Here is a 24,781-nt window from a genome sequence, read left to right on the forward strand (position 1 = left end):
CGTACTTTTGTACGGGGTTTGTACTCTGTATTCGTAACCAAGGGGTCAGCTCGTGACAACTATAGTAAGCGTACGCCGTAACGGCCATGTGGTCATCGCTGGTGATGGCCAGGCCACGTTGGGCAATACCGTAATGAAAGGCAACGTGAAAAAGGTCCGCCGTCTGTACAACGACAAAGTCATCGCGGGCTTTGCGGGCGGTACTGCGGATGCTTTTACGCTGTTCGAACTGTTTGAACGTAAGCTGGAAATGCATCAGGGCCATCTGGTTAAAGCTGCCGTTGAACTGGCAAAAGACTGGCGTACCGATCGCATGTTGCGCAAACTTGAAGCACTGCTGGCGGTCGCGGACGAAACTGCATCGCTTATCATCACCGGTAACGGTGACGTTGTGCAGCCAGAAAACGATCTTATTGCTATCGGCTCCGGCGGCCCTTACGCCCAGGCGGCGGCGCGCGCGCTGTTAGAAAACACTGAACTTAGCGCCCGTGAAATTGCTGAAAAGGCGTTGGATATTGCAGGCGACATTTGCATCTATACCAACCATTTCCACACCATCGAAGAATTAAGCTACAAAGCGTAAGGATCTCCCATGTCTGAAATGACCCCACGCGAAATCGTCAGCGAACTGGATAAGCACATCATCGGCCAGGATAACGCTAAGCGTTCTGTGGCGATTGCACTGCGTAACCGCTGGCGTCGCATGCAGCTCAACGAAGAGCTGCGCCATGAAGTGACCCCAAAAAACATCCTGATGATCGGCCCGACCGGCGTCGGTAAAACTGAAATCGCCCGTCGTCTGGCGAAGCTGGCGAATGCGCCGTTCATCAAAGTTGAAGCCACCAAATTCACCGAAGTGGGCTATGTCGGTAAGGAAGTGGATTCTATTATTCGCGATCTGACCGATGCCGCCGTGAAAATGGTACGCGTCCAGGCTATCGAGAAAAACCGTTATCGCGCTGAAGAACTGGCAGAAGAGCGCATTCTCGACGTGCTAATCCCTCCGGCCAAAAACAACTGGGGACAGACCGAACAGCAGCAGGAACCGTCTGCAGCACGTCAGGCATTCCGCAAAAAACTGCGTGAAGGCCAGCTCGATGACAAAGAAATCGAGATCGATCTTGCCGCAGCACCGATGGGCGTTGAAATTATGGCACCTCCGGGAATGGAAGAGATGACCAGCCAGTTGCAGTCTATGTTCCAGAACCTGGGTGGTCAGAAGCAAAAAGCGCGTAAGCTGAAAATCAAAGACGCCATGAAGCTGCTGATTGAAGAAGAAGCGGCGAAACTGGTGAACCCGGAAGAGCTGAAGCAAGACGCTATCGATGCCGTTGAACAACACGGGATCGTGTTTATCGACGAAATCGACAAAATCTGTAAGCGCGGCGAATCTTCCGGTCCGGATGTTTCTCGTGAAGGCGTTCAGCGCGACCTGCTACCACTGGTAGAAGGTTGCACCGTTTCTACTAAACACGGGATGGTCAAAACTGACCACATTCTGTTTATCGCTTCTGGTGCGTTCCAGATTGCTAAACCGTCTGACTTGATCCCGGAACTGCAAGGTCGTCTGCCGATCCGCGTTGAGCTGCAGGCACTGACCACCAGCGACTTCGAGCGTATTCTGACCGAACCGAATGCCTCTATCACCGTGCAGTACAAAGCACTGATGGCGACTGAAGGCGTAAACATTGAGTTCACCGACTCCGGTATTAAGCGCATCGCGGAAGCCGCATGGCAGGTGAACGAATCTACCGAAAACATCGGTGCACGTCGTTTACATACCGTTCTGGAGCGTTTGATGGAGGAGATCTCCTACGACGCCAGCGATTTAAGCGGTCAAACTATCATCATTGACGCAGATTATGTGAGCAAACATCTGGATGCGTTGGTGGCAGATGAAGATCTGAGCCGTTTTATCCTATAATCGCGTTCAATCATTTTCATCATTGTTTGATGGGGCTGAAAGGCCCCATTTTTATTGGCGCGTATTATGACTGAACAACAAATTAGCCGAACTCAGGCGTGGCTGGAAAGTTTACGACCTAAAACCCTCCCCCTCGCCTTTGCTGCAATTATCGTCGGGACGGCGCTGGCATGGTGGCAAGGTCACTTCGATCCGCTGGTCGCTCTGCTGGCACTGATTACCGCCGGGCTGTTACAGATCCTCTCTAACCTCGCCAATGATTACGGTGATGCCGTTAAAGGCAGCGACAAACCTGACCGTATCGGACCACTACGCGGGATGCAAAAAGGGGTCATTACCCAGCAAGAGATGAAACGGGCGCTCATTATTACCGTCGTGCTCATCTGTCTCTCCGGGCTGGCACTGGTTGCAGTGGCGTGCCATACGCTGGCCGATTTTGTCGGTTTCCTGATTCTTGGCGGGTTGTCGATCATTGCCGCTATCACCTACACCGTGGGCAATCGTCCTTATGGTTATATTGGCCTTGGCGATATTTCCGTACTGGTGTTCTTTGGTTGGTTAAGCGTGATGGGGAGCTGGTATTTGCAGGCGCATACCCTGATTCCGGCGTTGATCCTTCCGGCTACAGCATGTGGCCTGCTGGCTACTGCGGTACTGAACATTAATAATCTGCGTGATATCAATAGCGACCGCGAGAATGGCAAGAACACGCTGGCTGTACGCTTAGGTGAAGTGAACGCACGCCGTTACCATGCCTGTCTGCTGATGGGGTCACTGGTGTGCCTGGCACTGTTTAATCTCTTTTCGCTGCACAGCCTGTGGGGTTGGCTGTTCCTGCTGGCGGCACCGTTGTTAGTGAAACAAACCCGTTATGTGATGCGTGAAATGGACCCGATGGCGATGCGTCCGATGCTGGAACGCACTGTTAAAGGGGCATTACTGACTAACCTGCTGTTTGTTTTGGGGATATTCCTAAGCCAGTGGGCAGCATAACTGACAAATATCAATTAACAATTGATGATTTTGCCAACAACCCACATAGCGCGATATACTGAAAATTCTCGCAGCAACTGAATGTTAAGCCTATGAAATACGATACTTCCGAGCTTTGTGACATCTATCAAGAAGATGTCAACGTCGTGGAACCGCTGTTCTCCAACTTTGGTGGACGGGCGTCGTTTGGCGGACAAATCATCACGGTAAAATGTTTCGAGGACAACGGGTTGCTGTACGATCTGCTCGAACAGAATGGCCGTGGTCGTGTTCTTGTCGTCGATGGCGGTGGTTCTGTTCGTCGCGCACTGGTCGATGCTGAACTGGCGCGTCTGGCGGTACAAAATGAATGGGAAGGCCTGGTCATTTATGGTGCAGTGCGCCAGGTAGATGATCTGGAAGAGCTGGATATCGGCATCCAGGCGATGGCCGCAATTCCGGTCGGTGCCACTGGCGAAGGCATTGGTGAAAGCGATGTCCGCGTCAATTTTGGCGGCGTCACCTTCTTCTCCGGTGACCATCTCTATGCCGACAATACCGGGATTATTCTTTCAGAAGATCCGCTGGATATTGAATAAGTATCTGCCATGCGTTAAAAGGGGAATTAAATTCCCCTTTTTTATACATGGACGCATTCATGCAGAAGATTATTCTTTTATTTATATATTTATTACTTATAGCCGTTAACCATTTCCGCTACAAATTTCTTTTATCTGGCAACGCGGGTGAAATGATTTTATATTTCGCTAACGTATTTTTTAACCCACTTGCCTTATCATTTATTATCGCCACAATCATCTGTATAACGATAAAAAAAAGAAGCAGCCGCAGCTTTATTCGCGGCACTTGTTGGTTAATGGGATTATTTCTTATCTATAGCAGCTATACGGTGTGGGAACGACACAGCATATGGGATTATACTTTCCCGGAGCCAGGTATCACCGTCACGGTTCCGAGCAAACAGTGGGTTGCCAATATAGTAAAACAAGGACCAACCCTGGTGACCCGGGATGCCCATGCTATTTTAGCTATTGTTGCCTTCTCACAAAATGAACTCGGTGTGCATTCAATCGAGGAACTTACCGCGACTCAAAACGGAACTGCAAAAATGCATGTTTGTGATGTTCAGGGATTTGCCTGCGCTTATCAGGAAGGAGTGCAAACAATGAGTGATGGCAAAGTAAGACATGCTATTTTCATGACCCTACTGGATAACACTAATTTGATACAACTGGTCGCAGCTATCGACCCAGATTATTTGGACGAATATCAAGAAGAAGTAATGAAAATGATGCTTTCTGCTCGTCAATGATCTGATGTGCATGTTAATAATAATGGATTGATATGAGATACGTTATCTTATTAATACTATGGATAATAACTGTTTTTCTTAGTCATCTTCAGCACAGTAACTTGCTTACTGGAGATCCTGGGATGGTTGGCGAGTATATCGGTTCAGTACTTCTTGGGCCGTTATTACTTCCCGTGCTTGTGTCAGGTATTCTGTGCACATTCACTAAAAAAACGCGTAACTTCGCCAGTTTTACTCGCGGGTGCTGTTGGGTATTGGGAGTCCTGCTTTTATCCAACGTCGGCAATACGTTTCGTCTGTTCACCCCGTGGCACTATACGTTTGAGAAGGCAGCTATTTCCGTGACTGTCCCAAACCGACACTGGAATACGGTTTCTATTAGTACTGATAAAACCATTGATATAAGAAGTGAAGATAATAGCGTCTTTATTTCTGCTTTCCGCCTGCCCGCAGGACGTAGCGCCGATGACTCGCTGGAAGAGTTAAAGAAGATGCAGCGAGACAATCTCAAGGATCAATACAATGAAGAAACCTTCCAGTTTCATGATTGTAATGCCAAACATTTCACCTGTAAGTATCAGGATGTGTTGATAAATTTTGATGGTCAGCAGAAAAGAACCATCAGTGTTTATCTTGAAGACACCCCCAGGGCTGTGGGGATCATTGCATTAATGGAGCCAGATACGGCAGATAAATATCGCCAACAGGCGATGGAGATTATGTTGTCTGCTAAAAATACAGTGAAGTAAAAAATAAGGCGCCTTGCGGCGCCTCTGCGTGGAAGAGATTAAACCTCTTCCATGCGACCCAGCAGTGCCTGCAGACGTTCCTGCCAGCCGTGCTGCTGTTCTTTCAGATGGTTGTTCTCACGCTCCAGTTCTTCGCGCTGATGCTGGGCATTCTGAACTTCCTGCGACAGTGAGTTATTTTTTTCTTTCAGCTCTTCGATTTCCATCTGCAACAGAGTGATGGTATCAATCGCCTGCTGTACTTTTGCTTCCAGTTTCTCAAACACTTCTAATGACATTGTCATACCTCTCCTGAATTGCAAGGCGTTGATGGATAAAAATCCTCGTCCCGATTATCGGTGACGCCTTAATAAATACGAGCGCACTTTAGTTAGCTCCGATTGTATGAAGCCGCGCCATCGCTGTCCAGCGGCACGCCTTGCAGATTACGGTTTGCCACACTTTTCATCCTTCTCCTGGTGACATAATCCACACCAATCGAAAATGTTAATAAATTTGTTGCGCGAATGATCTAACAAACATGCATCATGTACAATCAGATGGAATAAATGGCGCGATAACGCTCATTTTATGACGAAGCACACACATTTTAAGTTCGATATTTCTCGTTTTTGCTCGTTAACGATAAGTTTACAGCATGCCTACAAGCATCGTGGAGGTCCGTGACTTTCACGCATACAACAAACATTAACTCTTCAGGATCCGATTATGAGTCAAACATCAACCTTGAAAGGCCAGTGCATTGCTGAATTCCTCGGTACCGGGTTGTTGATTTTTTTCGGTGTGGGTTGCGTTGCAGCACTAAAAGTCGCTGGTGCGTCTTTTGGTCAGTGGGAAATCAGTGTCATTTGGGGACTGGGGGTGGCAATGGCCATCTACCTGACCGCAGGGGTTTCCGGCGCGCATCTTAATCCCGCTGTTACCATTGCATTGTGGCTGTTTGCCTGTTTCGACAAGCGCAAAGTTATTCCTTTTATCGTTTCACAAGTTGCCGGCGCTTTCTGTGCTGCGGCTTTAGTTTACGGGCTTTACTACAATTTATTTTTCGACTTCGAGCAGACTCATCACATTGTTCGCGGCAGCGTTGAAAGTGTTGATCTGGCAGGCACTTTCTCTACTTACCCTAATCCTCATATCAATTTTGTGCAGGCTTTCGCAGTTGAGATGGTGATTACCGCTATTCTGATGGGGCTGATCCTGGCGTTAACGGACGATGGCAACGGTGTACCACGCGGCCCTTTGGCTCCCTTGCTGATTGGTCTACTGATTGCGGTCATTGGCGCATCTATGGGCCCATTGACGGGTTTTGCCATGAACCCAGCGCGTGACTTCGGTCCGAAAGTCTTTGCCTGGCTGGCGGGCTGGGGCAATGTCGCCTTTACCGGCGGCAGAGACATTCCTTACTTCCTGGTGCCGCTTTTTGGCCCTATCGTTGGCGCGATTGTAGGTGCATTTGCCTACCGCAAACTGATTGGTCGCCATTTGCCTTGCGATATCTGTGTTGTGGAAGAAAAGGAGACCACAACTCCTTCAGAACAAAAAGCTTCGCTGTAATATGACTACGGGACAATTAAACATGACTGAAAAAAAATATATCGTTGCGCTCGACCAGGGCACCACCAGCTCCCGCGCGGTCGTAATGGATCACGATGCCAATATCATTAGCGTGTCGCAGCGCGAATTTGAGCAAATCTACCCAAAACCAGGCTGGGTAGAACACGACCCAATGGAAATCTGGGCCACCCAAAGCTCCACGCTGGTGGAAGTGCTGGCGAAAGCCGATATCAGTTCCGATCAAATTGCAGCTATTGGTATTACTAACCAGCGTGAAACCACTATCGTCTGGGAAAAAGAAACCGGCAAACCGATCTATAACGCCATCGTCTGGCAGTGCCGTCGTACCGCCGAGATCTGCGAGCATCTCAAGCGCGATGGCATGGAAGAGTACATTCGTAATAACACCGGTCTGGTCATTGACCCATACTTCTCCGGCACCAAAGTGAAGTGGATCCTTGACCATGTGGAAGGCTCTCGCGAGCGTGCACGTCGTGGCGAGTTGCTGTTCGGTACGGTTGATACCTGGCTTATCTGGAAAATGACTCAGGGCCGCGTTCACGTGACCGATTACACCAACGCATCCCGTACCATGTTATTCAACATCCATACTCTGGACTGGGACGACAAAATGCTCGACGCGCTGGATATCCCGCGCGAGATGCTGCCAGAAGTGCGTCGCTCTTCTGAAGTGTACGGCCAGACCAACATTGGCGGCAAAGGCGGCACTCGTATTCCGATCGCTGGGATCGCGGGTGATCAGCAGGCGGCGCTATTCGGTCAGTTGTGCGTGAAAGAAGGGATGGCGAAGAATACCTACGGCACCGGCTGCTTTATGCTGATGAACACCGGCGATAAAGCGGTGAAATCAGAAAACGGCCTGCTGACCACCATCGCCTGTGGCCCAGGCGGGGAAGTGAACTATGCGCTGGAAGGTGCGGTGTTTATGGCGGGGGCATCCATTCAGTGGCTGCGCGATGAGATGAAGTTGATTAGCGACGCCGACGATTCCGAATATTTTGCGACCAAAGTACAAAACACCAACGGTGTATATGTCGTTCCGGCCTTTACCGGCTTGGGCGCACCGTACTGGGATCCGTATGCACGCGGGGCGATTTTCGGTTTGACTCGTGGCGTGAACGCTAATCACATTATCCGCGCGACACTGGAATCCATTGCCTATCAGACGCGCGATGTGCTGGAAGCAATGCAGGCTGACTCCGGTATTCGCCTGCACGCCCTGCGCGTGGACGGCGGCGCGGTGGCGAATAACTTCCTGATGCAGTTCCAGTCGGACATTCTTGGCACTCGCGTTGAGCGTCCGGAAGTTCGCGAAGTTACCGCCTTAGGTGCGGCGTATCTCGCCGGTCTGGCGGTTGGCTTCTGGCAAAATCTCGACGAACTGCAAGAGAAAGCGGTGATTGAACGCGAGTTCCGTCCAGGCATCGAAACTACCGAGCGTAATTACCGTTACGCAGGCTGGAAAAAAGCGGTTAAACGTGCGATGGCGTGGGAAGAACACGAGGAGTAATGTCAGGCATCTGACCGATTGCCTGATGCTGATTGCCTGATGCGACGCTGACGCGTCTTATCAGGCCTACGAACCGATGCCATTTTGTGTAGGCCGGATAAGGCGTTCACGCCGCATCCGGCATGTCGCAGACTATGGCTCCGTGCGGAGGCAATCCCCGCACACATCAATAATCCGCCCCCTCCCCTGTGCTACACTTCGCGCCATTCCTTACTGCTTAGAGTTTGCTATGAGACGAGAACTTGCCATCGAATTTTCCCGCGTCACTGAATCTGCGGCGCTGGCTGGCTACAAATGGTTAGGACGCGGCGATAAAAATACCGCTGACGGTGCGGCAGTAAATGCCATGCGTATCATGCTCAACCAGGTCAACATTGACGGCACCATCGTCATTGGTGAAGGTGAAATCGACGAAGCGCCGATGCTCTACATTGGTGAAAAAGTCGGTACTGGTCGCGGTGATGCGGTGGATATTGCTGTGGATCCGATTGAAGGTACGCGAATGACAGCGATGGGCCAGGCTAACGCGCTGGCAGTGCTGGCTGTAGGCGATAAAGGCTGCTTCCTCAATGCACCGGATATGTATATGGAGAAGTTGATCGTCGGACCTGGTGCCAAAGGCGTCATCGACCTGAATCTGCCGCTGGCGGATAACCTGCGCAATGTTGCAACGGCACTCGGCAAACCGTTAAGCGAACTGACGGTAACGATTCTGGCGAAACCACGCCACGACGCGGTTATCGCAGAAATGCAACAACTCGGCGTGCGCGTGTTTGCTATTCCGGATGGCGACGTCGCCGCCTCCATTCTTACCTGTATGCCGGATAGCGAAGTTGATGTGCTGTACGGCATTGGCGGTGCGCCAGAAGGTGTGGTTTCTGCGGCGGTGATCCGTGCATTAGATGGCGATATGAACGGCCGTCTGCTGGCACGCCATGATGTCAAAGGTGATAACCTGGAAAATCGCCGCATTGGCGAACAGGAACTGGCACGCTGCAAAGCAATGGGTATTGAAGCCGGTAAAGTGCTGCGTCTGGGCGATATGGCGCGTAGCGATAACGTCATCTTCTCTGCCACCGGCATCACCAAAGGCGATCTGCTGGAAGGGATTAGCCGCAAAGGCAATATTGCCACCACTGAAACGCTGCTGATCCGTGGTAAGTCACGTACCATTCGTCGCATTCAGTCGATTCATTATCTGGATCGTAAAGACCCGGAAATGCAGGTGCATATTCTCTGATCGATTTGATCGATTGAGCCTTCCAGTCCTTCGGGACTGGAATTTTTTTGTTCGGAGAACGAAGATAAGGCAAGTCAATCAAAACAGGAGAAAAACATGGCTGATTGGGTAACAGGCAAAGTCACTAAAGTGCAGAACTGGACCGACGCCCTGTTTAGTCTCACCGTTCACGCTCCCGTGCTTCCGTTTACCGCCGGGCAATTCACCAAACTTGGCCTTGAAATTGATGGCGAACGCGTTCAGCGTGCCTACTCCTATGTGAACTCGCCCGACAATCCCGATCTGGAGTTTTATCTGGTCACCGTCCCCGATGGCAAATTAAGCCCGCGACTGGCGGCGCTAAAACCGGGTGACGAAGTGCAGGTCGTTAGCGAGGCGGCAGGGTTCTTTGTGCTGGATGAAGTGCCGGATTGCGAAACACTTTGGATGCTGGCGACCGGTACGGCGATTGGCCCCTATTTATCGATTCTACAATTGGGCAAAGATTTAGATCGCTTCAAAAATCTGGTACTGGTTCACGCCGCACGTTATGCCGCCGACTTAAGTTATTTGCCTCTTATGCAGGAACTGGAAAAACGCTACGAGGGAAAACTGCGCATTCAGACGGTGGTCAGCCGGGAAACGGTAGCGGGTTCACTTACCGGCCGGATACCGGCGTTGATTGAAAGTGGTGAACTGGAAAATGCGGTTGGCCTGCCAATGAACAAAGAGACCAGCCATGTGATGCTGTGTGGCAATCCGCAGATGGTGCGTGATACGCAGCAACTGCTGAAAGAGACCCGGCAGATGACGAAACATTTACGTCGTCGACCGGGCCACATGACAGCGGAGCATTACTGGTAAGCGGTTACTTATCGATAAACGGCACGATGAGTAGATCCGCATTCAACTTATTGATCATTCCGCGATATGCTGGCATCAAACGGTTGATAAACGAGTGGTGATGACCACAGACAAGGAGGTCGCACTGCTCTTTTTGCATAATTTCCAGCAGTGTTTCTGGCATTTCTCCGCGCTCAATGCACAGTTTCGTCTTCGGCCACTGAATATTTTTCGTCAGTTTATACAGTTTGTTATCCGACTTATCTTTCAACAGTTGAAGAATATCTTCTGTTGCCGGAAAGTAGATACCCGGATACAACTCGCTTAAGCCATCATCGATATGAATTAACGTCAGGTGGGCATCGTTATGTCTGGCGAGATCCAGGGCTTTGTTCACCAGTAAGGCATCTTCTTCATTCCCGGAAATTGCCACGCCAATGTGTTTATAAGCCATGTTTAACTCCATTAACCAAGTGAACGCAGTGATAACTCAAAAATAATCATCTCGGCCTGGCATGAGAAGGTGAAGGCCGCATCAAGCTCAACCTGCCCCTCCAGATCTTTAATCTTATAAGCCACGCTGGCCCCTTCATCCGCAGAGGATGCGGCAGCAGCAAGCTCTTTCAGTTTAGTCATAAAGGACTCTGCTTCTTCGCGGGTGGCAAAAAAGCGCGAAAGTTTGCTGGTACAGTTATCGTTATCAATAACCGTACCGATATCAATCGCACATCCTTTAGTACTGCATTTATCTACGACATCTTTCATAGGGCACCTCTGTATATTCGCCTCTCTGTCGATTGCCACTTAAGAATAATGCGCCGTTAAGAGAAGAACAAACAAGTAATGATCTTATGGATTACCATTTTTTTTGATATTGCTTAAGATGAGGAAATGAAGAAGATTTTCCGGGCATCGTCATTTGCAACGTGGAAATAACGATCCCGGATAAAAATAGCAATAAGAGATATATTAAGGACTAATGGCTTGATTTATTCTCGGACTTATACTTTACGTCCTGGGTGTCTTTTCCGTATTTATTTGCGCTTTGCGTGCCGACAAATGCGCCAAGATCAATAAGCATCATCACCAGAATCAACGTCGGAATAAAACGCCCTACCGCCCATTGCCAGACGCCCGGTAAAATCGCCCAGTTACCCGCCAGAAGCATCCACGCTACAATCATCAAAAATGCCCATGCGCCAGAACGGCCGCGATCGTGCAGCCGTTTCACCGTCACTGCCGCTGTCGGCCATAACAGGCACACAAGGCAAAACGCGGCGGTCTGGATATCGAGTAATTTTTTACCTGCCAGTGAGAAAAGCACCAGCATCCCAACGATCCAGAGGCCAATCCAAATCCAGAAATCACGGCGTCCAATACGCCCTTTAAACGAGAATAACCATTGCTGTATGGTCATGTAAGTTCCTTGATGGTTGTCTTTTCCAGGATTCTACCCTTTTGACAAGGACGACAGATATCGTTTTAATCGAACCCAGTCATAACAAAAGGTACTGCCGATGAAGTCAGGGTGTTCACTGTTTTTTCTCTTATCTGTTGTGTTATCCGTTAGTGCAACGGTGCACGCACAATCGCCTGGCACGGCAACGACAGCGCCCTACCTGCTGGCTGGTGCCCCCACTTTCGATCTCTCCATCAGCCAGTTTCGAGAAAACTTTAACAGCCAGAATCCCAATCTGCCACTGAACGAATTTCGCGCCATCGACAGCAGCCCCGACAAAGCCAACCTGACTCGCGCCGCCAGTAAAATTAACGAGAACTTGTATGCCTCTACGGCGCTGGAGCGCGGCACTTTAAAAATCAAAAGTATTCAAATTACCTGGCTACCAATCCAGGGACCAGAGCAAAAAGCCGCTAAAGCAAAAGCCCAGGAATACATGGCGGCAATGATCCGCACGCTTACCCCGCTGATGACCAAAACACAGAGCCAAAAAAAGCTGCAATCACTCCTTACTGCGGGGAAAAACAAACGTTATTACACCGAGACAGAAGGCGCATTGCGCTATGTTGTCGCGGACAACGGCGAAAAAGGGCTAACCTTCGCTGTTGAACCGATTAAGCTGGCGCTATCTGAATCGCTTGAAGGGTTGAATAAATGACAAAAAGCAAAGCCTTTGTGCCGATGAATCTCTATACTGTTTCACAGACCTGCTGCCCTGCGGGGCGGCCATCTTCCTTTATTCGCTTATAAGCGTGGAGAATTAAAATGCGACATCCTTTAGTGATGGGTAACTGGAAACTGAACGGCAGCCGCCACATGGTTCACGAGCTGGTTTCTAACCTGCGTAAAGAGCTGGCAGGTGTTGCTGGCTGTGCGGTTGCAATCGCACCACCGGAAATGTACATCGATATGGCGAAGCGTGAAGCTGAAGGCAGCCACATCATGCTGGGCGCGCAGAACGTGGATCTGAACCTGTCCGGCGCATTCACCGGTGAAACCTCTGCCGCTATGCTGAAAGACATCGGCGCACAGTACATCATCATCGGTCACTCTGAACGTCGTACTTACCACAAAGAGTCTGACGAACTGATCGCGAAAAAATTCGCTGTGCTGAAAGAGCAGGGTCTGACTCCGGTTCTGTGCATCGGTGAAACCGAAGCTGAAAACGAAGCGGGCAAAACTGAAGAAGTGTGCGCACGTCAGATCGACGCGGTGCTGAAAACTCAGGGTGCTGCTGCATTCGAAGGTGCAGTAATCGCTTACGAACCCGTATGGGCAATCGGTACTGGCAAATCTGCAACTCCAGCGCAGGCTCAGGCTGTTCACAAATTCATCCGTGATCACATCGCTAAAGTTGACGCTAACATCGCTGAACAAGTGATCATCCAGTACGGCGGTTCTGTAAACGCCTCTAACGCCGCCGAACTGTTCGCTCAGCCGGACATCGACGGCGCACTGGTTGGCGGTGCTTCTCTGAAAGCCGACGCCTTCGCAGTGATCGTTAAAGCTGCAGAAGCCGCTAAACAGGCTTAAGTCTGACAGGTGCCGGATATCACATCCGGCACTTAACTCGCCTTAACGCAAAATCTCACACTGATGATCCTGAATTTCCTCGGCTGAAGCACGATTCAGCGTCAGGAGATTTCGTTGCGTCGCCAGCAATACAAACGAGTTATCACTCTGTCGTACCATCGCCAGCCCGTAACTTCCCATATGTTCCCGTGCCCCAGGCACTTCTTCCGCTAACATCATAAACGGACTACGTTGTACTAATTCGCTTTCAGTTACCCGACGCGCCAGGTATTCATGCCCCTGTAATCCGCCCGGCAGCGGCAACCAACGACTACTGATGTTCGCCAGATTGTTATCCAGTTGTTCGCGTACATCTGGACGAATACAAGAAATATGAATATGAAAATGATTTTGCGTGCGCCCGGTGCGGGAGTTAATCGCCAGAGATACCGCACGATCGGGAATCTGCTGACCGTATTTTTGGCTCATAAAATCACGCGCCTGCCAGGCCAACCAAAAGAAGTTAGGCGTTGAAGGATCGGTCAACAAAGGGCTTTCAGTACCGTTAATACGATACGTTGGCATCAACAGATATTGCAGTGGGCCGTTAATGTCTTTTAAAACCACATACCCGGCATTAGGTTTTACCTCCACACATGGCGAAGGGTTTTGGTTTTGCTGCTGATTGGGCAAACATTGCTCAAGGACAATCTTACGTAATACCTCCGAATCACCGGTAAATTTCCAGTAGCCGAAACCCGCAGCAACGGCGATAACTATCATCACCAAAATGAAAATAACCGTTTTTTTCATCGTTTTTTCCCTGTACCTCAAAGAGATGCAAGGGTAACGCAAAATCGTGACAAATAAAAAACCCGGTCGCAAGATGCCTCCGGGCCTGGTTACCTTCAACAAAATTAACGTTTGCTGATTTGGTCGAACGTACCACCGTTAGAAAAATGCTCTTTTTGCGCCTTCGTCCAGCCGCCAAACTCTTCATCGATGGTAAACAATTTCAGCTTCGGAAAAGCGTTTTCATATTTTTTCGCTATCTCCGGATCGCGCGGACGGTAATAGTTTTTGGCTGCAATCTCCTGACCTTCTGGGGTATAGAGATATTTCAGGTAGGCTTCTGCGATCTCTTTGGTGCCTTTTTTCTCCGCCACTTTATCGACAACCGACACCGTCGGTTCCGCGAGAATAGACTCGCTCGGCGTGACGATTTCGAATTTATCTTTCCCCAATTCATTCGTTGCCAGCAGTGCTTCGTTTTCCCAGGCTATCAGCACATCACCAATACCACGTTCGACGAAAGTATTAGTAGAGCCACGCGCGCCGGAATCCAGAACTTCAACGTTTTTATACAACGACCGCACGAAATCCTGTGCTTTCGCTTGATCGTTATTATTGTGATGCAGCGCGTATCCCCACGCTGCCAGGTAGTTCCAGCGTGCGCCACCAGAGCTTTTCGGGTTAGGCGTGATCACTGAAATACCGGGCTTAACCAGGTCGTTCCAGTCATGGATTTGCTTCGGATTACCCTTGCGCACCAGGAAGACAATGGTGGAGGTGTACGGCGCGGAGTTATCCGGCAGACGTTTGATCCAGTTTTTATCAATTCGACCACGTTCAGCAATCGCATCCACGTCGTAAGCCAGCGCCAGCGTCACTACATCAGCATCTATGCCGTTAATCACCGACGTTGCCTGTTTACCTGAGCCGCCGTGCGACTGACGAATCACTACGTTATCGCCCGTTTGCTGCTTCCAGTGGGCACTGAACGCTTTGTTGTATTGTTCGTACAACTCGCGCGTAGGATCATACGAAACGTTAAGAAGCTGAATATCCTTTGCCATAACGCTGGTCGCCGCCAGCAAAAATGTAAACCCTACGCCCCACTTGTTCATCGCCCGGTTCTCTTATGTTGTGTTGTGATAAGCAAAGCGTGCCAGAACGTGAATCAAACATTAAAGAATAAAAAAAGATTGTATATAACCTGAGGGTATATATGGGGGAGTAAAAAAGGCGGAATGAATCCGCCTCAAATTGCTGACAATGTACGCTTGTTCATGCCGGATGCGGCGTAACCGCCTTATCCGGCCTACAAAAATTTGCAAATTCAATAAATTGCAGAATTCATATAGGCCTGATAAACGAAGCGCATCAGGCATTTTTGCTTTTGTCATCGGTTTCAGGCAAAAGAAAGCTGCCTTTTCCCGATATCATTAATACAGTTTTTTCGCGCAGTCCAGCCAATCACCTTTGAACGGACGCTTCATGTTTTCGATAGCGTCGATGATGTCATGGTGAACCAGTTGTTCGTTCTGAATACCTACGCAACGACCACCGTAGCCTGCCAGCAGCAGATCAATCGCATATGCGCCCATACGGGAAGCCAGAATACGGTCATAAGGCACCGGAGAACCACCACGCTGGATGTGGCCCAGCACGGTTGCACGAGTTTCACGACCGGTTTCTTTCTCGATGAAATGCGCCAGTTCATCGACATCGCACATGTGTTCAGTGATCGCCACAATCGCGTGTTTCTTACCTTTCGCAATACCCGCTTTGATTTCGTTTACCAGATCTTCACGGCTGAATTCGACTTCCGGTACAACAACAAATTCACAACCACCGGCGATTGCTGCAGCCAGAGTCAGGTCGCCACAGTAACGACCCATTACTTCCACCACTGAAATACGCTGGTGAGAAGAAGATGTATCACGCAGACGGTCGATCGCTTCTACAACAGTGCTCAGTGCAGTGAAGAAACCGATGGTGTAGTCAGTACCTTTGATATCGTTGTCGATGGTGCCCGGCAGACCAATGCATGGGAAACCCATTTCGGTCAGACGCATTGCCCCCATGTAGGAACCGTCACCGCCGATAACAACCAGCGCATCGATGCCACGTTTTTTCAGGTTTTCGATAGCCACCGCGCGGATGTTTTCGTCGCGGAATTCAGGGAAGCGCGCAGAACCGAGGAATGTACCACCACGGTTGATCATGTCAGACACACTGTAACGGTCAAGCTGAACCATACGGTCTTCATACAGGCCAAGATAGCCGTCATAAATCCCCATGACTTCCAGACCTTCCGACAGCGCCGCACGTACGACACCACGGATTGCTGCGTTCATGCCAGGCGCATCACCGCCACTTGTCAACACACCGATTTTCTTAATCATGACTACCTCTGAACTTTGGAATGCAAAATGAAATCTGTTGCCGGAAGTCGATTCTGCATATCGAACACCAAACGAATATGCAGATAGTATAACAACCACTGCCTGCTGAATTGATTCAGGTCAGGCCAAATGGCGGTAATTTATACACAAAATGCGGGTCTGGCTCTCTTTTCGCAAGCATTATGATAGCTCAAACCGTTTACCTTCCCTGGGCACGACGGAACAAGGGTCCTGATGAATAATGACATCCGAGCCTGGAAAACGCCGTAAAATAGCCTGCTCTACCTGATCAGCCACCATATGCGCCTGAACCAGAGGCAGAGAGTCTTCCATTTCCAAATGAATCTGAATAAAGCGAGTCGGCCCTGACTGCCGCGTGCGAAGATCGTGAGCGCCGCTTACTCCCGGCCAGGAAGTCACGATATCAATAATTTCCTGCCGCTCCTCATCGGGTAACGCGCGATCCAGCAATGACTGTACCGCCTCATACCCCATGCGTAACGCACTATATAAAATATAGATGCCAATACCCAAAGCAAACAGGGCATCTGCGCTATGCCAGCCATACCAGGATAATGCAAGTGCCAGCAAAATCGCGCCGTTCATCATAACATCAGACTGATAATGGAGCATATCTGCACGCACCGCCTGACTTTGTGTACGGCGAACCACCCAACGCTGAAACGAGACAAGAACGATGGTGCAAACTAACGCGACAATTGTGACGATAATACCGACACCAGGATCATTCATTGGCGTCGGTGAAATCAGATGTTGGATCCCGGTTAAAAACAAAAACAACGCCGAACCAGAGATAAACATACTTTGCGCCAACGCAGCCAGGGATTCCGCTTTACCATGACCAAAAGTATGTTCGTCATCCGCCGGTTGCAACGAATAACGCACCACCAATAAATTGGTCAGTGACGCACCAATATCCACCAACGAGTCGACAAGCGCGGCGAGAATACTCACCGAACCGGTATACCACCATGCAAAAATTTTAATCAGCAATAGCAGCGAAGCCATCGCCGTCGCAGCAATCGCCGCCCGGCTGACCAGCCGTCCATAAGATTGATTCATAAATACTCCCGCTATCAACTGACGGTAGTATAACGGAAGCAAATCATCTGCAATGCATTAAGCAACAGGCAAATTGAGGATAAAAAAAACCCCCACATCATGTGGGGGAAGACAGGGATGGTGTCACAAAAAAGCACCTAACCTGATGATATAAATGGATTTATGTCAAACGCTGTCCACATAGCGTCCACATCGATTACCGAAAGCCCCAAGCATATGGGGCTTTATTTTTTTCTTTTTTTAGATGTATAACATTTACTCAACCAAATGTTTATTAAGGATTTTCTATGGCAACTCTTAAATCAATAATGGCAATAACCACCTTAATAATTTCACTCAATGCATACGCAAACACGAATGACATTAAAACTCTTCAAAAACAACTGAAACCATGGCAACCACTGGAAATCACAACAAAAGATAGCTCTCTTACCGTTGTTCTCCCTGGTAAAAAAATCACATCTGAAGCCTATAATCATTTAATTATGTCCGGTGTATGCACCCCACTTTGGACACATGACGCTCCTTCTTCATTTTTAAAAAATGTAAGTGAAATCAATATAGTTAACCAATATAAGTCTATTGGATATACCTTTGAAGACCCATTGACCACATGCAATGAAATCGCTCCGTTAATGGAAAAACCTGCACAAACAGTGGTGTTATCCAAAACTCATACCTACACAGGTAAGTAAATAGCTCAAATAAGATAAAGCCCCTCGACTGAGGGGCTTTCTGTTTGTAATTACATCCACATAATTTGCTGCCCTGACGGCAACGGGTGCGGTCTTACGGCGTGGACTTCTCCCGGCTTCACGATGTATCGCTGTACCGACTCATAAGTGATGAACGTGGCGCTGCAATTCACGTTCTGACACTGGTGATAACGCTCTTTTGTCGTGTCAGTGATATAGCGGCTTGTACGCGCATGTGCGGCATGCTGGCATAAAGGACAATGAAACATCGCGAGCACCTCTTCCGGTTGTGTTGATGGTGCCATTTTAGTTAATTTACCCTTATAAAACAAACAGATAAATAAAACACATCACTCATCATCTTCTGTTTCGTACTCCACATCAGAAAGCCTGACCTCAAGCTCTAAGGACGTCGTGAAGCCGCTATTATTCAGAAAATGTGTCACCTTAGTGATTGTCCAGTCCTGCTCGTCTATGACGCGCTTAAAGCCTGACACTTTAACCGGTGTTTCCGTGTAAATATCTGCCCGACCGGTAGCCAGGCTGATGGAGAACTCCGCCACACCCCGTTGCAGTTTATCCCACTTCGCCTGGGCGGCACGCATGGCCTGTGCTTTCGTGGCATATACCGTGGTCAGGGCAAAAACGTTGTCAGCCTCACCGGCCATGTATTCACCTTCGCGCGCTTCCGGTACTTTTGGCGCTTTCTTCTGCGTGACTGGTTTCGCTTTCGGGTGCTCCAGTGCGCGCAGGTGTTTCTCTTTCTTTTTGCGTTTCAGTTTTACCTTCTGCTTTTGCGGCTTCGGGTCTTTGGTGTGTAACCACTTTGCCGTTACGCCGGTATAGGCTCCACGGTCAGCAATCGCAAAATGATGGCGGTCGCCGTCGCTGCGGGTTATGGTAATCTGCGGGATTTTCTTACCGCTGGCCGTCACCCCCTGCCCCGCCTTAAGAAATAACAGTTTTCCCATTTTTACCGACACCTCACCGCCGTTGCGTTCAGCAAGGCGGGTCAGGAATTTTGCATCAGACTCCTGCGACTGGTCGATGTGCGGGATTTTAATTCCGGCCAGTGACGGAGCAACACTGGCTTCCAGCTTGTTACGGGAGGCTATCGCCTCAACAATCGTACCGAGCGTGGTGTCATGCCAGGAGCCTTCCCGGCGGGAATTGAGCGTCCCGCGAAAATCTGCACTCCGGGCGCGGATGGTGACCACATCCGGCGCGCCCCGGTGTTCTACCTCATCAACGGTAAATTTCCCTTTGCATACCAGGGCAAAACCTTTCCAGCCGATATACACCGTCAGGACAGCGCCACGAATCGGCAGCTCGACCTGCCCGTCGGCATCGTTCAGTTCAATATCAAGCTGGTCAGCCTCAAAGCCCCGGTTATCCGTCAGAGTCATGCTCATCAGACGGTCGCTGATATTGCCGGAAATATCCCTGCTGTCGAGCATCAGCATGTAATCCGGCGTCAGCGTACTGCCTGCATCAAATGTCAGCGCATCCAGCATTATCCCGCCCCCGTCATACCTGTGAATCTGGTCGCCATACTGCCAGCCTTACCGATGAGCGACTCCGCCTGTTTACCGATATCGCCATAAAGCGCGGCCAGTGATTCATCAACGCGGGTGAGCGACAGCGTAAAATCAATTTTTCGGGGTGTGCCGTCTGCAAAGAAAATACTCCCTGTTTCACTCACCTTGCTAATGACATACATGCCGTAAATCATGCCAGTGCCATCCAGCAACGGCCACGCCCGGCCTTCATCTGCCATCAGCCTGAGCGTGGTCATCGTCAGCTTTCCGCCGGTCAGTTCGGGATAAAGCACACCGGCAAGCGTCATGTTTTCCTCACCCACACCGAGAAACTGGTAGGCATCCCGTTTACCGATACGGGAATTTGACGGCCAGCGATAATCTGATTCACGCTGCATGGTCTGGTGTGGCAGCGTCTGGCGCATAAAAACAAACATACCTAACGCGAGCATCATTTTTCGTCACCTCCTTAACCGTCATGCATCATGCTGGCACGGGCGCGCGCACGTTTGTCCCGCTCGTATTTTTCGAGCGCATCCTGTAACTGGCGGTCGAGCTGTGTCCCCGGCGCAGTACCACCCGTCAGGCTGATGTGATATTCGTTTTTACTCTGGTCTACATAAGAGCGGCCAGCCGGTGCCGTGACCGGCTGATAAGCCTGATAACCTGCATAAGAGCTGGTCGCCGGAATATAACCACCGCTGCCATACGTGGCGGCTTGAGTTCTGGCGGCGGTCTGGTCAAGTGTGTCTGACTCTTTGTTGATGACACCGAGTTTTTCCAGTACCCAGTCAATACCACTGCGCAGTTTGTTGAACGCATTAAGCGGCAGCATCAGCGCGTCAGCCAGTGCCTGCCCGAACATGACGCCCGTGTCACGGCAACGGTTCAGGGTGTCCTGGGTGGCTTTGACCGGGGCAATCAGGTTTTTAAACCACTGCCACGCGGCCTGTAACTTTTCACCCAGCCAGTCAAACACCGGTTTAAGTGGCGTGAACAGTTCCCCCACCGGCGCAAATGCCGCTTTCAGCCCTTCAACCACACCGCCAAAAAATGCGCTGACAGGCTCCCAGTATTTACGGATAAGTAACGCCCCGGCGACAATGGCGGCCACCACGGCCACTACCGGCCAGCTAATCGCCCCGATGGCCGTCATAACGGCACTGCCAACCGTCGTGAAGATTGCCCCCATTGCGCCTGCTGCTGCGATAATGGCATTGATGCCGGTGATAACTGGCCAGGCTACGAGGCCAATGGCACCGATGACACCAATCAGCGCCAGTGCACCACCGACAATGAGGCCGATGGTTGACGCCAGTGATTTGTTTTTCTGGATCCAGCCGTCGAGTTTTAACACATACTTTGTGGCCGTCTGCGTGAGATTACGCAGTGCGCCTTCCTGCTGGTCAAACAGGTCAGTGCCAACAGCCTGATACGCTGACTGAAACGATTTAAAGTCGCCGCCGAGGTTATCCTGCATAACCTTAACCAGTTCTTCTGTTTTACCGTCAGATTCTTTAATCAACCTGGTCAGATTATCCAGCTTGCCGCTGGCTGCTGCTGTCATTAATACACTTGCTGATGAGCTGGCCTCTTCGCCGAATATTGTTTTCATGTATTCAGCGCGCTGCCCTGTTCCTAGTTTATTTTTTTCAAAACTCCGCTGAATTTCTTTCAGAATTGAAAAGACAGGTCGCGTATTACCTTTGCTGTCAGTTGTCTTTACGCCAAGCTCTTTAATAGCGTCATACGCTTTCCCGGTTGGTGCCTGCAAACGACTCAGTACTGCTCGACTTCCTGTGCCAGCCATAGACCCACTGATATTTGCATCGTGTAATGCACCTAACATTGCTGCTGTTTCTTCCAGGCTGACACCTGCATCTTTTGCCACTGGCCCGACATAGGTAAGTGAATCACTTAGTCCCTCGAATGTGGCTTGCGATTTATTCATCGTCATTGAAATAACATCAGCAATATGGGAAGCCTTATCGTCAGCAAGCCCGAATGCCGATTTTGTCCCAATAAGTAAAGTGGCGTTTTCCTCCATCGTTTTCTTGTTTGCCAGTGACATATTCAAAATGGCCGGTGTTTGTGCCAGGATGCCATTTTTATCCGCTCCTGATTTAGCCACGATGATTTGAGCTGCTGCTGCATCATCCGCCGAGGCGGCGGTATTATCGCCGAGCTGGCGCGCCTGCTTGCGGAGCGCGGCCATTTCGGCAGAGTCTTTTGCCACTCCGAGCACGGCCTGTAATTCTGAGTTTTTCTGCGCAAACTCATAACCGGGCATCAGCAGCTTAACACCAGCCATCGTTCCCGCCGCCGCAATCCCCACACCGGCAGCGCCCACTGAGGCCATATTTCCGGCCAGTTCCTTTCCGGCCTGATAACGCTGTTTTACTGCATTAAGTTTTGCCTGTTGCGCACTGACACGCGCCAGCGCGTCACGCTGACGGTTAAGCTGTGCGGTGGTTTCACTGATACGGTTTTTCAGTCCCTGCTCATCATGTGCAAGATTGCGGGTATTAATTCCCACAGCGGCCAGTTCCCGCTGCTGGCGTTTAACGGAATCCGTCAGGCGGTTATATTTCGCCTGTAAGTCCTCCGCCGCACGCTTTGCGGATTCCAGCACTTTCGCCTGAGCACGGGTCGGACGTTCAGTGTTTTTAAACTGTGTGGCAAGTGCTTCGGCTTCCTGCCGTGCCTTTTCAAGTGCATGACCAGTCACGGCAAGCTGTGCGCTGGTCTTGCGAAATCCCTCAATACGGGATGCGTGACCGTTCAGCTCGCGCAGTGATTTTTGTGTTTCCCGGATATCCCCCGACAGCGACTTGCTCGCTGTGCGGATGGATTTAAACGGGCGGGATGCCTGGTCAACAGCCCTGAGCAATACCTGTAATTTTACATTGTTACTCATTCGTGTTTCCGCTTCGCCGGAGCGCCTTTTCGCGCCATGTGATGAGTTCGGTCAGGCTCATGGGATACAGTTCTGATGGCGGCCAGTGAAATATCACTGCCACATCCGCCATCAGGTCATCGACCGAGAGATTTTTCGGAAACGTTACTGCACCGAGTTCGGCGACAAAAAACCGACCACCTTACCGGCCAGGGCCACAAGGTCAGGCAGTTCCAGCGCGGCGACTTCCTGCTCGGTCAGCATCGGTGCCGTCATGCGCGGCAGCACTTTAATCAGTGCATCGACTTCGGAGTTTGCGACCGCAGCCAGACTGACACCGCGCAGCGTCCCGGCATTGGGTTTCATCAGCGTGACCTGTTCGATAACCTGCTCACCACGCTTGACCGGATTGTCCAGGGTAATCACATTTTCTTTGTTCATGGTTTTCTCACTTCTGAATCAGGGTTAACCGGTCAGCCAGGCTGACCGGATGAAAATCACAGGCCGATATTGCGGCGGTGTTGCTCCAGCCGGTCGACGCCGTTCACCTTCTCAATCATGTTGATGGTGTCGATTTCGACCAGCTCCTTACCGTCCATCGTCAGCCGGAAATAGGTGCAGACCACGGAGATTTTCGACTCGGTGTCTTCTCCCTGTTTACCCTCGCCGGTGTCGATTTCTTTCTGACGGCCACGCATGACCACTTCGACGGCCACCGTTTCGCCGGTATCGTCACGCTGGTAAGAGCCTGCAAAACGAATCGGCACGGCATCCACACCGGTTGCGGCGTAAAGTTCCCAGATAACCGAATCCGGGAAGCCCCCGAGCGACCACTCCATTGACAGCGCATCGTCATCAAGGCCGAGGTCTACCGGTGCGCTGCCGTTCATCCCCGCACCGCGATAGTTTTCGAGCTTACGGGTCAGTTTTGGCAGCGTGACGGACTTCGCGACGCCCTGATAGCTGTAGCCGTTCAGAAAGACGTTCATTAACTTGAGTTTGCGCGGCATTGCCATCGGTCAGGCTCCTTAATTGCTGTTAACCGAGGTGACCAGACTTGCCAGGTATCTTGAAGTAATACGCTGGCGCAGGGTCAGGTTTTCGAGAGGAGGCACCGGGGTATAGTCGTAGTCGATATACAGTTTTCCGGCCTTGAGGGTTTCCGCATCATTGGCTTCTTCACTGAACCAGCATGTGCCATCCACGATATAACCGTTGCTTTTCAGTTCACGGAATTTGGCATTTATGCCGTCAACGATGTCGCGAATCAGCGTTGCGGTGATGGGCTTATCAATAGCCCACATGTGCGCCTCAGCCATCGTGTCAGCCAGTACCTGCGCGGTGCGTGTGTAGCTTTCAAAGAGGAACAGTGGGTCATCGGAGCAGGTACGGTTACCCCAGAAACGGAAACCGTCGCGGCGAACCAGCGTTGTGACGCCTGCCTCGTTCAGCAGGTCAGCATCAGTGCCGGACTTCTGCAAATCCCAGAATACAGATGCGCTGATGCCAGTAACACCGTTTACCCCGACGTTGGACAGCGTTTTATGCCAGCCCTGCTCCTGGTCGATTTTAGCGCGCAGACCCAGCGCACGGGCGGTGGCATACGCGGTGGCGGTGGTGCTGGTGACCGTATCCCATGCGAGGAAATCCGGCCAGATGACCATCAACTCACGCTGGCTGAAATTCTGGCGGTAGGCTTTCACCTCGGAAATGGTTTTACAGCCCCATGCGCTGATATACCCGAATGCATTCAGTTCCTGGCATACCGATGCCAGTGCGACGGCAACCTCTTTGGTGTCCAGCCCCGGCACACCAAGAATGCGCGGTTTAACGCCGGTAACCGACTCAGCCCCCATCAGGGCTTTCAGTCCGGTGTACTGACCGTTTTCGTCAGTGGTGCCGATGATATTGGAAACGGTCTGCGCGAGTTTCGTTTCCTCGTCGTCGCCGGTGCCGTCTTCAACACGCACGACAACGGTGACTGGTTTTGACTGGTCAGCGATGGCCTGCAACGACGCCGCCAGCGTGCCTTTTTTACCGGCCTTTGCAATTGCGCTCTGCACATTGGTAATCAGCACCGGTTTATTGAGGGGGAAGATTTCCGCATCCGCATCGCTGGCCGTGCAGACCATGCCGACAATGGCGGTGGATACGGTGGAAATGACACGGGTGCCGTCGTTAATCTCCAGCACCTGCACGCCGTGATGATAGTCACTCATCCGTTTAACTCCGTGGTTAATGGGTGAGTGGTATTTTCAGTTGTGCCGGAGATGTCAGGCTATTTG

At 50.6% G+C, this 24,781-nt stretch carries 29 protein-coding genes; 13 read left to right on the forward strand and 16 right to left on the reverse strand.

What is annotated here, in order from left to right:
* The first annotated feature begins 52 nt into the window (after positions 1-52).
* The 6 genes from hslV (at position 53) to A31E_RS25455 (ending at position 4,978) form a co-directional block, all read left to right on the forward strand.
* Positions 53-583, forward strand: coding sequence for an ATP-dependent protease subunit HslV (gene hslV / locus A31E_RS04795; RefSeq protein WP_000208242.1), 531 nt, complete (start codon positions 53-55; stop codon positions 581-583).
* Positions 584-592: 9 nt separating this feature from the next.
* On the forward strand, positions 593-1,924 hold the full coding sequence (hslU, locus tag A31E_RS04790; protein WP_001293343.1) for an HslU--HslV peptidase ATPase subunit: 1,332 nt from the start codon (positions 593-595) through the stop codon (positions 1,922-1,924).
* A gap of 66 nt (positions 1,925-1,990) precedes the next feature.
* Entirely contained in the window at positions 1,991-2,917 is a 927-nt protein-coding gene (gene menA / locus A31E_RS04785; RefSeq protein ID WP_016249371.1) for a 1,4-dihydroxy-2-naphthoate polyprenyltransferase, read from the forward strand.
* Between the two features lie 92 nt (positions 2,918-3,009).
* Positions 3,010-3,495, forward strand: coding sequence for a ribonuclease E activity regulator RraA (gene rraA, locus A31E_RS04780; RefSeq protein WP_016249372.1), 486 nt, complete (start codon positions 3,010-3,012; stop codon positions 3,493-3,495).
* 59 nt (positions 3,496-3,554) lie between these two features.
* Positions 3,555-4,229 (forward strand): hypothetical protein, encoded by a 675-nt coding sequence (locus A31E_RS04775; protein WP_016249373.1) that lies wholly within the window; start codon positions 3,555-3,557, stop codon positions 4,227-4,229.
* A gap of 122 nt (positions 4,230-4,351) precedes the next feature.
* Positions 4,352-4,978: a hypothetical protein gene (locus tag A31E_RS25455; RefSeq protein WP_000232687.1), complete on the forward strand. Its 627-nt coding sequence runs from the start codon at positions 4,352-4,354 to the stop codon at positions 4,976-4,978.
* A gap of 38 nt (positions 4,979-5,016) precedes the next feature.
* Here A31E_RS25455 and zapB read toward each other — a convergent pair whose 3' ends face one another.
* Entirely contained in the window at positions 5,017-5,262 is a 246-nt protein-coding gene (gene zapB, locus A31E_RS04770) for a septal ring assembly protein ZapB (RefSeq protein WP_077627654.1), read from the reverse strand.
* Positions 5,263-5,686: 424 nt separating this feature from the next.
* Here zapB and glpF point away from each other — a divergent pair, with 424 nt between their 5' ends.
* The 4 genes from glpF (at position 5,687) to fpr (ending at position 10,146) form a co-directional block, all read left to right on the forward strand.
* The gene (gene glpF, locus A31E_RS04765; RefSeq protein WP_000084268.1) at positions 5,687-6,532 is read left to right on the forward strand and encodes a glycerol uptake facilitator protein GlpF; all 846 of its coding nucleotides are present in this window, start codon (positions 5,687-5,689) and stop codon (positions 6,530-6,532) included.
* Between the two features lie 22 nt (positions 6,533-6,554).
* Positions 6,555-8,063 carry a glycerol kinase GlpK gene (gene glpK / locus A31E_RS04760; protein ID WP_001517514.1) on the forward strand — a complete coding sequence of 503 codons (1,509 nt, stop codon included), beginning with the start codon at positions 6,555-6,557 and terminating at the stop codon, positions 8,061-8,063.
* Positions 8,064-8,292: 229 nt separating this feature from the next.
* On the forward strand, positions 8,293-9,303 hold the full coding sequence (gene glpX / locus A31E_RS04755; RefSeq protein WP_001250656.1) for a class II fructose-bisphosphatase: 1,011 nt from the start codon (positions 8,293-8,295) through the stop codon (positions 9,301-9,303).
* Between the two features lie 96 nt (positions 9,304-9,399).
* Positions 9,400-10,146, forward strand: a complete 747-nt coding sequence (fpr, locus tag A31E_RS04750; protein ID WP_000796325.1) for a ferredoxin--NADP(+) reductase — start codon at positions 9,400-9,402, stop codon at positions 10,144-10,146.
* A 4-nt stretch (positions 10,147-10,150) separates the two neighbouring features.
* On the opposite strand, the gene uspD is transcribed toward fpr, so the two are convergent.
* The 3 genes from uspD to A31E_RS04735 form a co-directional block, all read right to left on the reverse strand.
* Positions 10,151-10,579: a universal stress protein UspD gene (uspD, locus tag A31E_RS04745; protein WP_016249374.1), complete on the reverse strand. Its 429-nt coding sequence runs from the start codon at positions 10,577-10,579 to the stop codon at positions 10,151-10,153.
* 11 nt (positions 10,580-10,590) lie between these two features.
* A complete protein-coding gene (locus A31E_RS04740; protein WP_000655993.1) occupies positions 10,591-10,890 on the reverse strand; it encodes a DUF406 domain-containing protein in 300 nt (99 codons plus the stop codon).
* 211 nt (positions 10,891-11,101) lie between these two features.
* Positions 11,102-11,542 (reverse strand): DUF805 domain-containing protein, encoded by a 441-nt coding sequence (locus A31E_RS04735; RefSeq protein WP_000155271.1) that lies wholly within the window; start codon positions 11,540-11,542, stop codon positions 11,102-11,104.
* A 100-nt stretch (positions 11,543-11,642) separates the two neighbouring features.
* On the opposite strand from A31E_RS04735, the gene A31E_RS04730 reads away from it, so the two are divergent.
* Together A31E_RS04730 and tpiA are read left to right on the forward strand one after the other, a co-directional pair.
* Positions 11,643-12,242, forward strand: coding sequence for a YiiQ family protein (locus A31E_RS04730; RefSeq protein ID WP_016249375.1), 600 nt, complete (start codon positions 11,643-11,645; stop codon positions 12,240-12,242).
* Between the two features lie 107 nt (positions 12,243-12,349).
* Positions 12,350-13,117, forward strand: a complete 768-nt coding sequence (tpiA, locus tag A31E_RS04725) for a triose-phosphate isomerase (RefSeq protein ID WP_001216325.1) — start codon at positions 12,350-12,352, stop codon at positions 13,115-13,117.
* Between the two features lie 42 nt (positions 13,118-13,159).
* On the opposite strand, the gene cdh is transcribed toward tpiA, so the two are convergent.
* From cdh to fieF, 4 genes are all read right to left on the reverse strand, one after another.
* Positions 13,160-13,909, reverse strand: coding sequence for a CDP-diacylglycerol diphosphatase (cdh, locus tag A31E_RS04720; protein ID WP_010376556.1), 750 nt, complete (start codon positions 13,907-13,909; stop codon positions 13,160-13,162).
* Positions 13,910-14,013: 104 nt separating this feature from the next.
* The gene (gene sbp / locus A31E_RS04715) at positions 14,014-15,003 is read right to left on the reverse strand and encodes a sulfate/thiosulfate ABC transporter substrate-binding protein Sbp (protein ID WP_016249376.1); all 990 of its coding nucleotides are present in this window, start codon (positions 15,001-15,003) and stop codon (positions 14,014-14,016) included.
* Between the two features lie 318 nt (positions 15,004-15,321).
* A complete protein-coding gene (gene pfkA, locus A31E_RS04710) occupies positions 15,322-16,284 on the reverse strand; it encodes a 6-phosphofructokinase (RefSeq protein WP_001517511.1) in 963 nt (320 codons plus the stop codon).
* A 180-nt stretch (positions 16,285-16,464) separates the two neighbouring features.
* Positions 16,465-17,367 carry a CDF family cation-efflux transporter FieF gene (fieF, locus tag A31E_RS04705; protein WP_001076732.1) on the reverse strand — a complete coding sequence of 301 codons (903 nt, stop codon included), beginning with the start codon at positions 17,365-17,367 and terminating at the stop codon, positions 16,465-16,467.
* A 287-nt stretch (positions 17,368-17,654) separates the two neighbouring features.
* Here fieF and A31E_RS04700 point away from each other — a divergent pair, with 287 nt between their 5' ends.
* Positions 17,655-18,062 carry a hypothetical protein gene (locus A31E_RS04700; protein WP_016249377.1) on the forward strand — a complete coding sequence of 136 codons (408 nt, stop codon included), beginning with the start codon at positions 17,655-17,657 and terminating at the stop codon, positions 18,060-18,062.
* 50 nt (positions 18,063-18,112) lie between these two features.
* On the opposite strand, the gene ogrK is transcribed toward A31E_RS04700, so the two are convergent.
* From ogrK to A31E_RS04665, 8 genes are all read right to left on the reverse strand, one after another.
* Positions 18,113-18,331 carry a prophage transcriptional regulator OgrK gene (gene ogrK / locus A31E_RS24730; protein WP_000468308.1) on the reverse strand — a complete coding sequence of 73 codons (219 nt, stop codon included), beginning with the start codon at positions 18,329-18,331 and terminating at the stop codon, positions 18,113-18,115.
* An 81-nt stretch (positions 18,332-18,412) separates the two neighbouring features.
* Positions 18,413-19,576, reverse strand: coding sequence for a phage late control D family protein (locus A31E_RS04690; RefSeq protein ID WP_016249378.1), 1,164 nt, complete (start codon positions 19,574-19,576; stop codon positions 18,413-18,415).
* A complete protein-coding gene (locus A31E_RS04685; protein ID WP_016249379.1) occupies positions 19,576-20,055 on the reverse strand; it encodes a phage tail protein in 480 nt (159 codons plus the stop codon). The genes A31E_RS04690 and A31E_RS04685 overlap by 1 nt, the downstream gene beginning before the upstream one ends.
* A gap of 14 nt (positions 20,056-20,069) precedes the next feature.
* Positions 20,070-22,517: a phage tail tape measure protein gene (locus tag A31E_RS04680; RefSeq protein WP_016249380.1), complete on the reverse strand. Its 2,448-nt coding sequence runs from the start codon at positions 22,515-22,517 to the stop codon at positions 20,070-20,072.
* Complete coding sequence (locus A31E_RS24735; protein WP_000785970.1) at positions 22,510-22,629, reverse strand: GpE family phage tail protein; 120 nt, start codon at positions 22,627-22,629, stop codon at positions 22,510-22,512. The genes A31E_RS04680 and A31E_RS24735 overlap by 8 nt, the downstream gene beginning before the upstream one ends.
* 32 nt (positions 22,630-22,661) lie before the next feature.
* Positions 22,662-22,937, reverse strand: coding sequence for a phage tail assembly protein (locus A31E_RS04675; protein WP_001031303.1), 276 nt, complete (start codon positions 22,935-22,937; stop codon positions 22,662-22,664).
* 56 nt (positions 22,938-22,993) lie between these two features.
* Positions 22,994-23,512, reverse strand: a complete 519-nt coding sequence (locus A31E_RS04670; RefSeq protein ID WP_001251408.1) for a phage major tail tube protein — start codon at positions 23,510-23,512, stop codon at positions 22,994-22,996.
* Positions 23,513-23,524: 12 nt separating this feature from the next.
* Complete coding sequence (locus A31E_RS04665) at positions 23,525-24,715, reverse strand: phage tail sheath protein (protein ID WP_016249381.1); 1,191 nt, start codon at positions 24,713-24,715, stop codon at positions 23,525-23,527.
* Positions 24,716-24,781 lie beyond the last annotated feature (66 nt).

Source organism: Escherichia sp. KTE159, assembly GCF_000408805.1.
Lineage (GTDB): Bacteria > Pseudomonadota > Gammaproteobacteria > Enterobacterales > Enterobacteriaceae > Escherichia > Escherichia marmotae.

Coding starts and splice junctions, on each gene's coding strand:
- glpF (WP_000084268.1), top strand. CDS start 5,687: ATGAGTCAAACATCAACCTTGAAAGGCCAGTGCATTGCTGAATTCCTC.
- A31E_RS04680 (WP_016249380.1), bottom strand. CDS start 22,517: ATGAGTAACAATGTAAAATTACAGGTATTGCTCAGGGCTGTTGACCAG.
- glpX (WP_001250656.1), top strand. CDS start 8,293: ATGAGACGAGAACTTGCCATCGAATTTTCCCGCGTCACTGAATCTGCG.
- A31E_RS04700 (WP_016249377.1), top strand. CDS start 17,655: ATGGCAACTCTTAAATCAATAATGGCAATAACCACCTTAATAATTTCA.
- rraA (WP_016249372.1), top strand. CDS start 3,010: ATGAAATACGATACTTCCGAGCTTTGTGACATCTATCAAGAAGATGTC.
- fpr (WP_000796325.1), top strand. CDS start 9,400: ATGGCTGATTGGGTAACAGGCAAAGTCACTAAAGTGCAGAACTGGACC.
- menA (WP_016249371.1), top strand. CDS start 1,991: ATGACTGAACAACAAATTAGCCGAACTCAGGCGTGGCTGGAAAGTTTA.
- A31E_RS04775 (WP_016249373.1), top strand. CDS start 3,555: ATGCAGAAGATTATTCTTTTATTTATATATTTATTACTTATAGCCGTT.
- sbp (WP_016249376.1), bottom strand. CDS start 15,003: ATGAACAAGTGGGGCGTAGGGTTTACATTTTTGCTGGCGGCGACCAGC.
- hslU (WP_001293343.1), top strand. CDS start 593: ATGTCTGAAATGACCCCACGCGAAATCGTCAGCGAACTGGATAAGCAC.
- uspD (WP_016249374.1), bottom strand. CDS start 10,579: ATGGCTTATAAACACATTGGCGTGGCAATTTCCGGGAATGAAGAAGAT.
- cdh (WP_010376556.1), bottom strand. CDS start 13,909: ATGAAAAAAACGGTTATTTTCATTTTGGTGATGATAGTTATCGCCGTT.
- A31E_RS25455 (WP_000232687.1), top strand. CDS start 4,352: ATGGTTGGCGAGTATATCGGTTCAGTACTTCTTGGGCCGTTATTACTT.
- A31E_RS04730 (WP_016249375.1), top strand. CDS start 11,643: ATGAAGTCAGGGTGTTCACTGTTTTTTCTCTTATCTGTTGTGTTATCC.
- A31E_RS24735 (WP_000785970.1), bottom strand. CDS start 22,629: ATGGCGGATGTGGCAGTGATATTTCACTGGCCGCCATCAGAACTGTAT.
- A31E_RS04690 (WP_016249378.1), bottom strand. CDS start 19,576: ATGCTGGATGCGCTGACATTTGATGCAGGCAGTACGCTGACGCCGGAT.
- zapB (WP_077627654.1), bottom strand. CDS start 5,262: ATGACAATGTCATTAGAAGTGTTTGAGAAACTGGAAGCAAAAGTACAG.
- A31E_RS04665 (WP_016249381.1), bottom strand. CDS start 24,715: ATGAGTGACTATCATCACGGCGTGCAGGTGCTGGAGATTAACGACGGC.
- A31E_RS04675 (WP_001031303.1), bottom strand. CDS start 22,937: ATGAACAAAGAAAATGTGATTACCCTGGACAATCCGGTCAAGCGTGGT.
- A31E_RS04740 (WP_000655993.1), bottom strand. CDS start 10,890: ATGAAAGATGTCGTAGATAAATGCAGTACTAAAGGATGTGCGATTGAT.
- A31E_RS04685 (WP_016249379.1), bottom strand. CDS start 20,055: ATGATGCTCGCGTTAGGTATGTTTGTTTTTATGCGCCAGACGCTGCCA.
- glpK (WP_001517514.1), top strand. CDS start 6,555: ATGACTGAAAAAAAATATATCGTTGCGCTCGACCAGGGCACCACCAGC.
- pfkA (WP_001517511.1), bottom strand. CDS start 16,284: ATGATTAAGAAAATCGGTGTGTTGACAAGTGGCGGTGATGCGCCTGGC.
- A31E_RS04735 (WP_000155271.1), bottom strand. CDS start 11,542: ATGACCATACAGCAATGGTTATTCTCGTTTAAAGGGCGTATTGGACGC.
- ogrK (WP_000468308.1), bottom strand. CDS start 18,331: ATGTTTCATTGTCCTTTATGCCAGCATGCCGCACATGCGCGTACAAGC.
- tpiA (WP_001216325.1), top strand. CDS start 12,350: ATGCGACATCCTTTAGTGATGGGTAACTGGAAACTGAACGGCAGCCGC.
- A31E_RS04670 (WP_001251408.1), bottom strand. CDS start 23,512: ATGGCAATGCCGCGCAAACTCAAGTTAATGAACGTCTTTCTGAACGGC.
- fieF (WP_001076732.1), bottom strand. CDS start 17,367: ATGAATCAATCTTATGGACGGCTGGTCAGCCGGGCGGCGATTGCTGCG.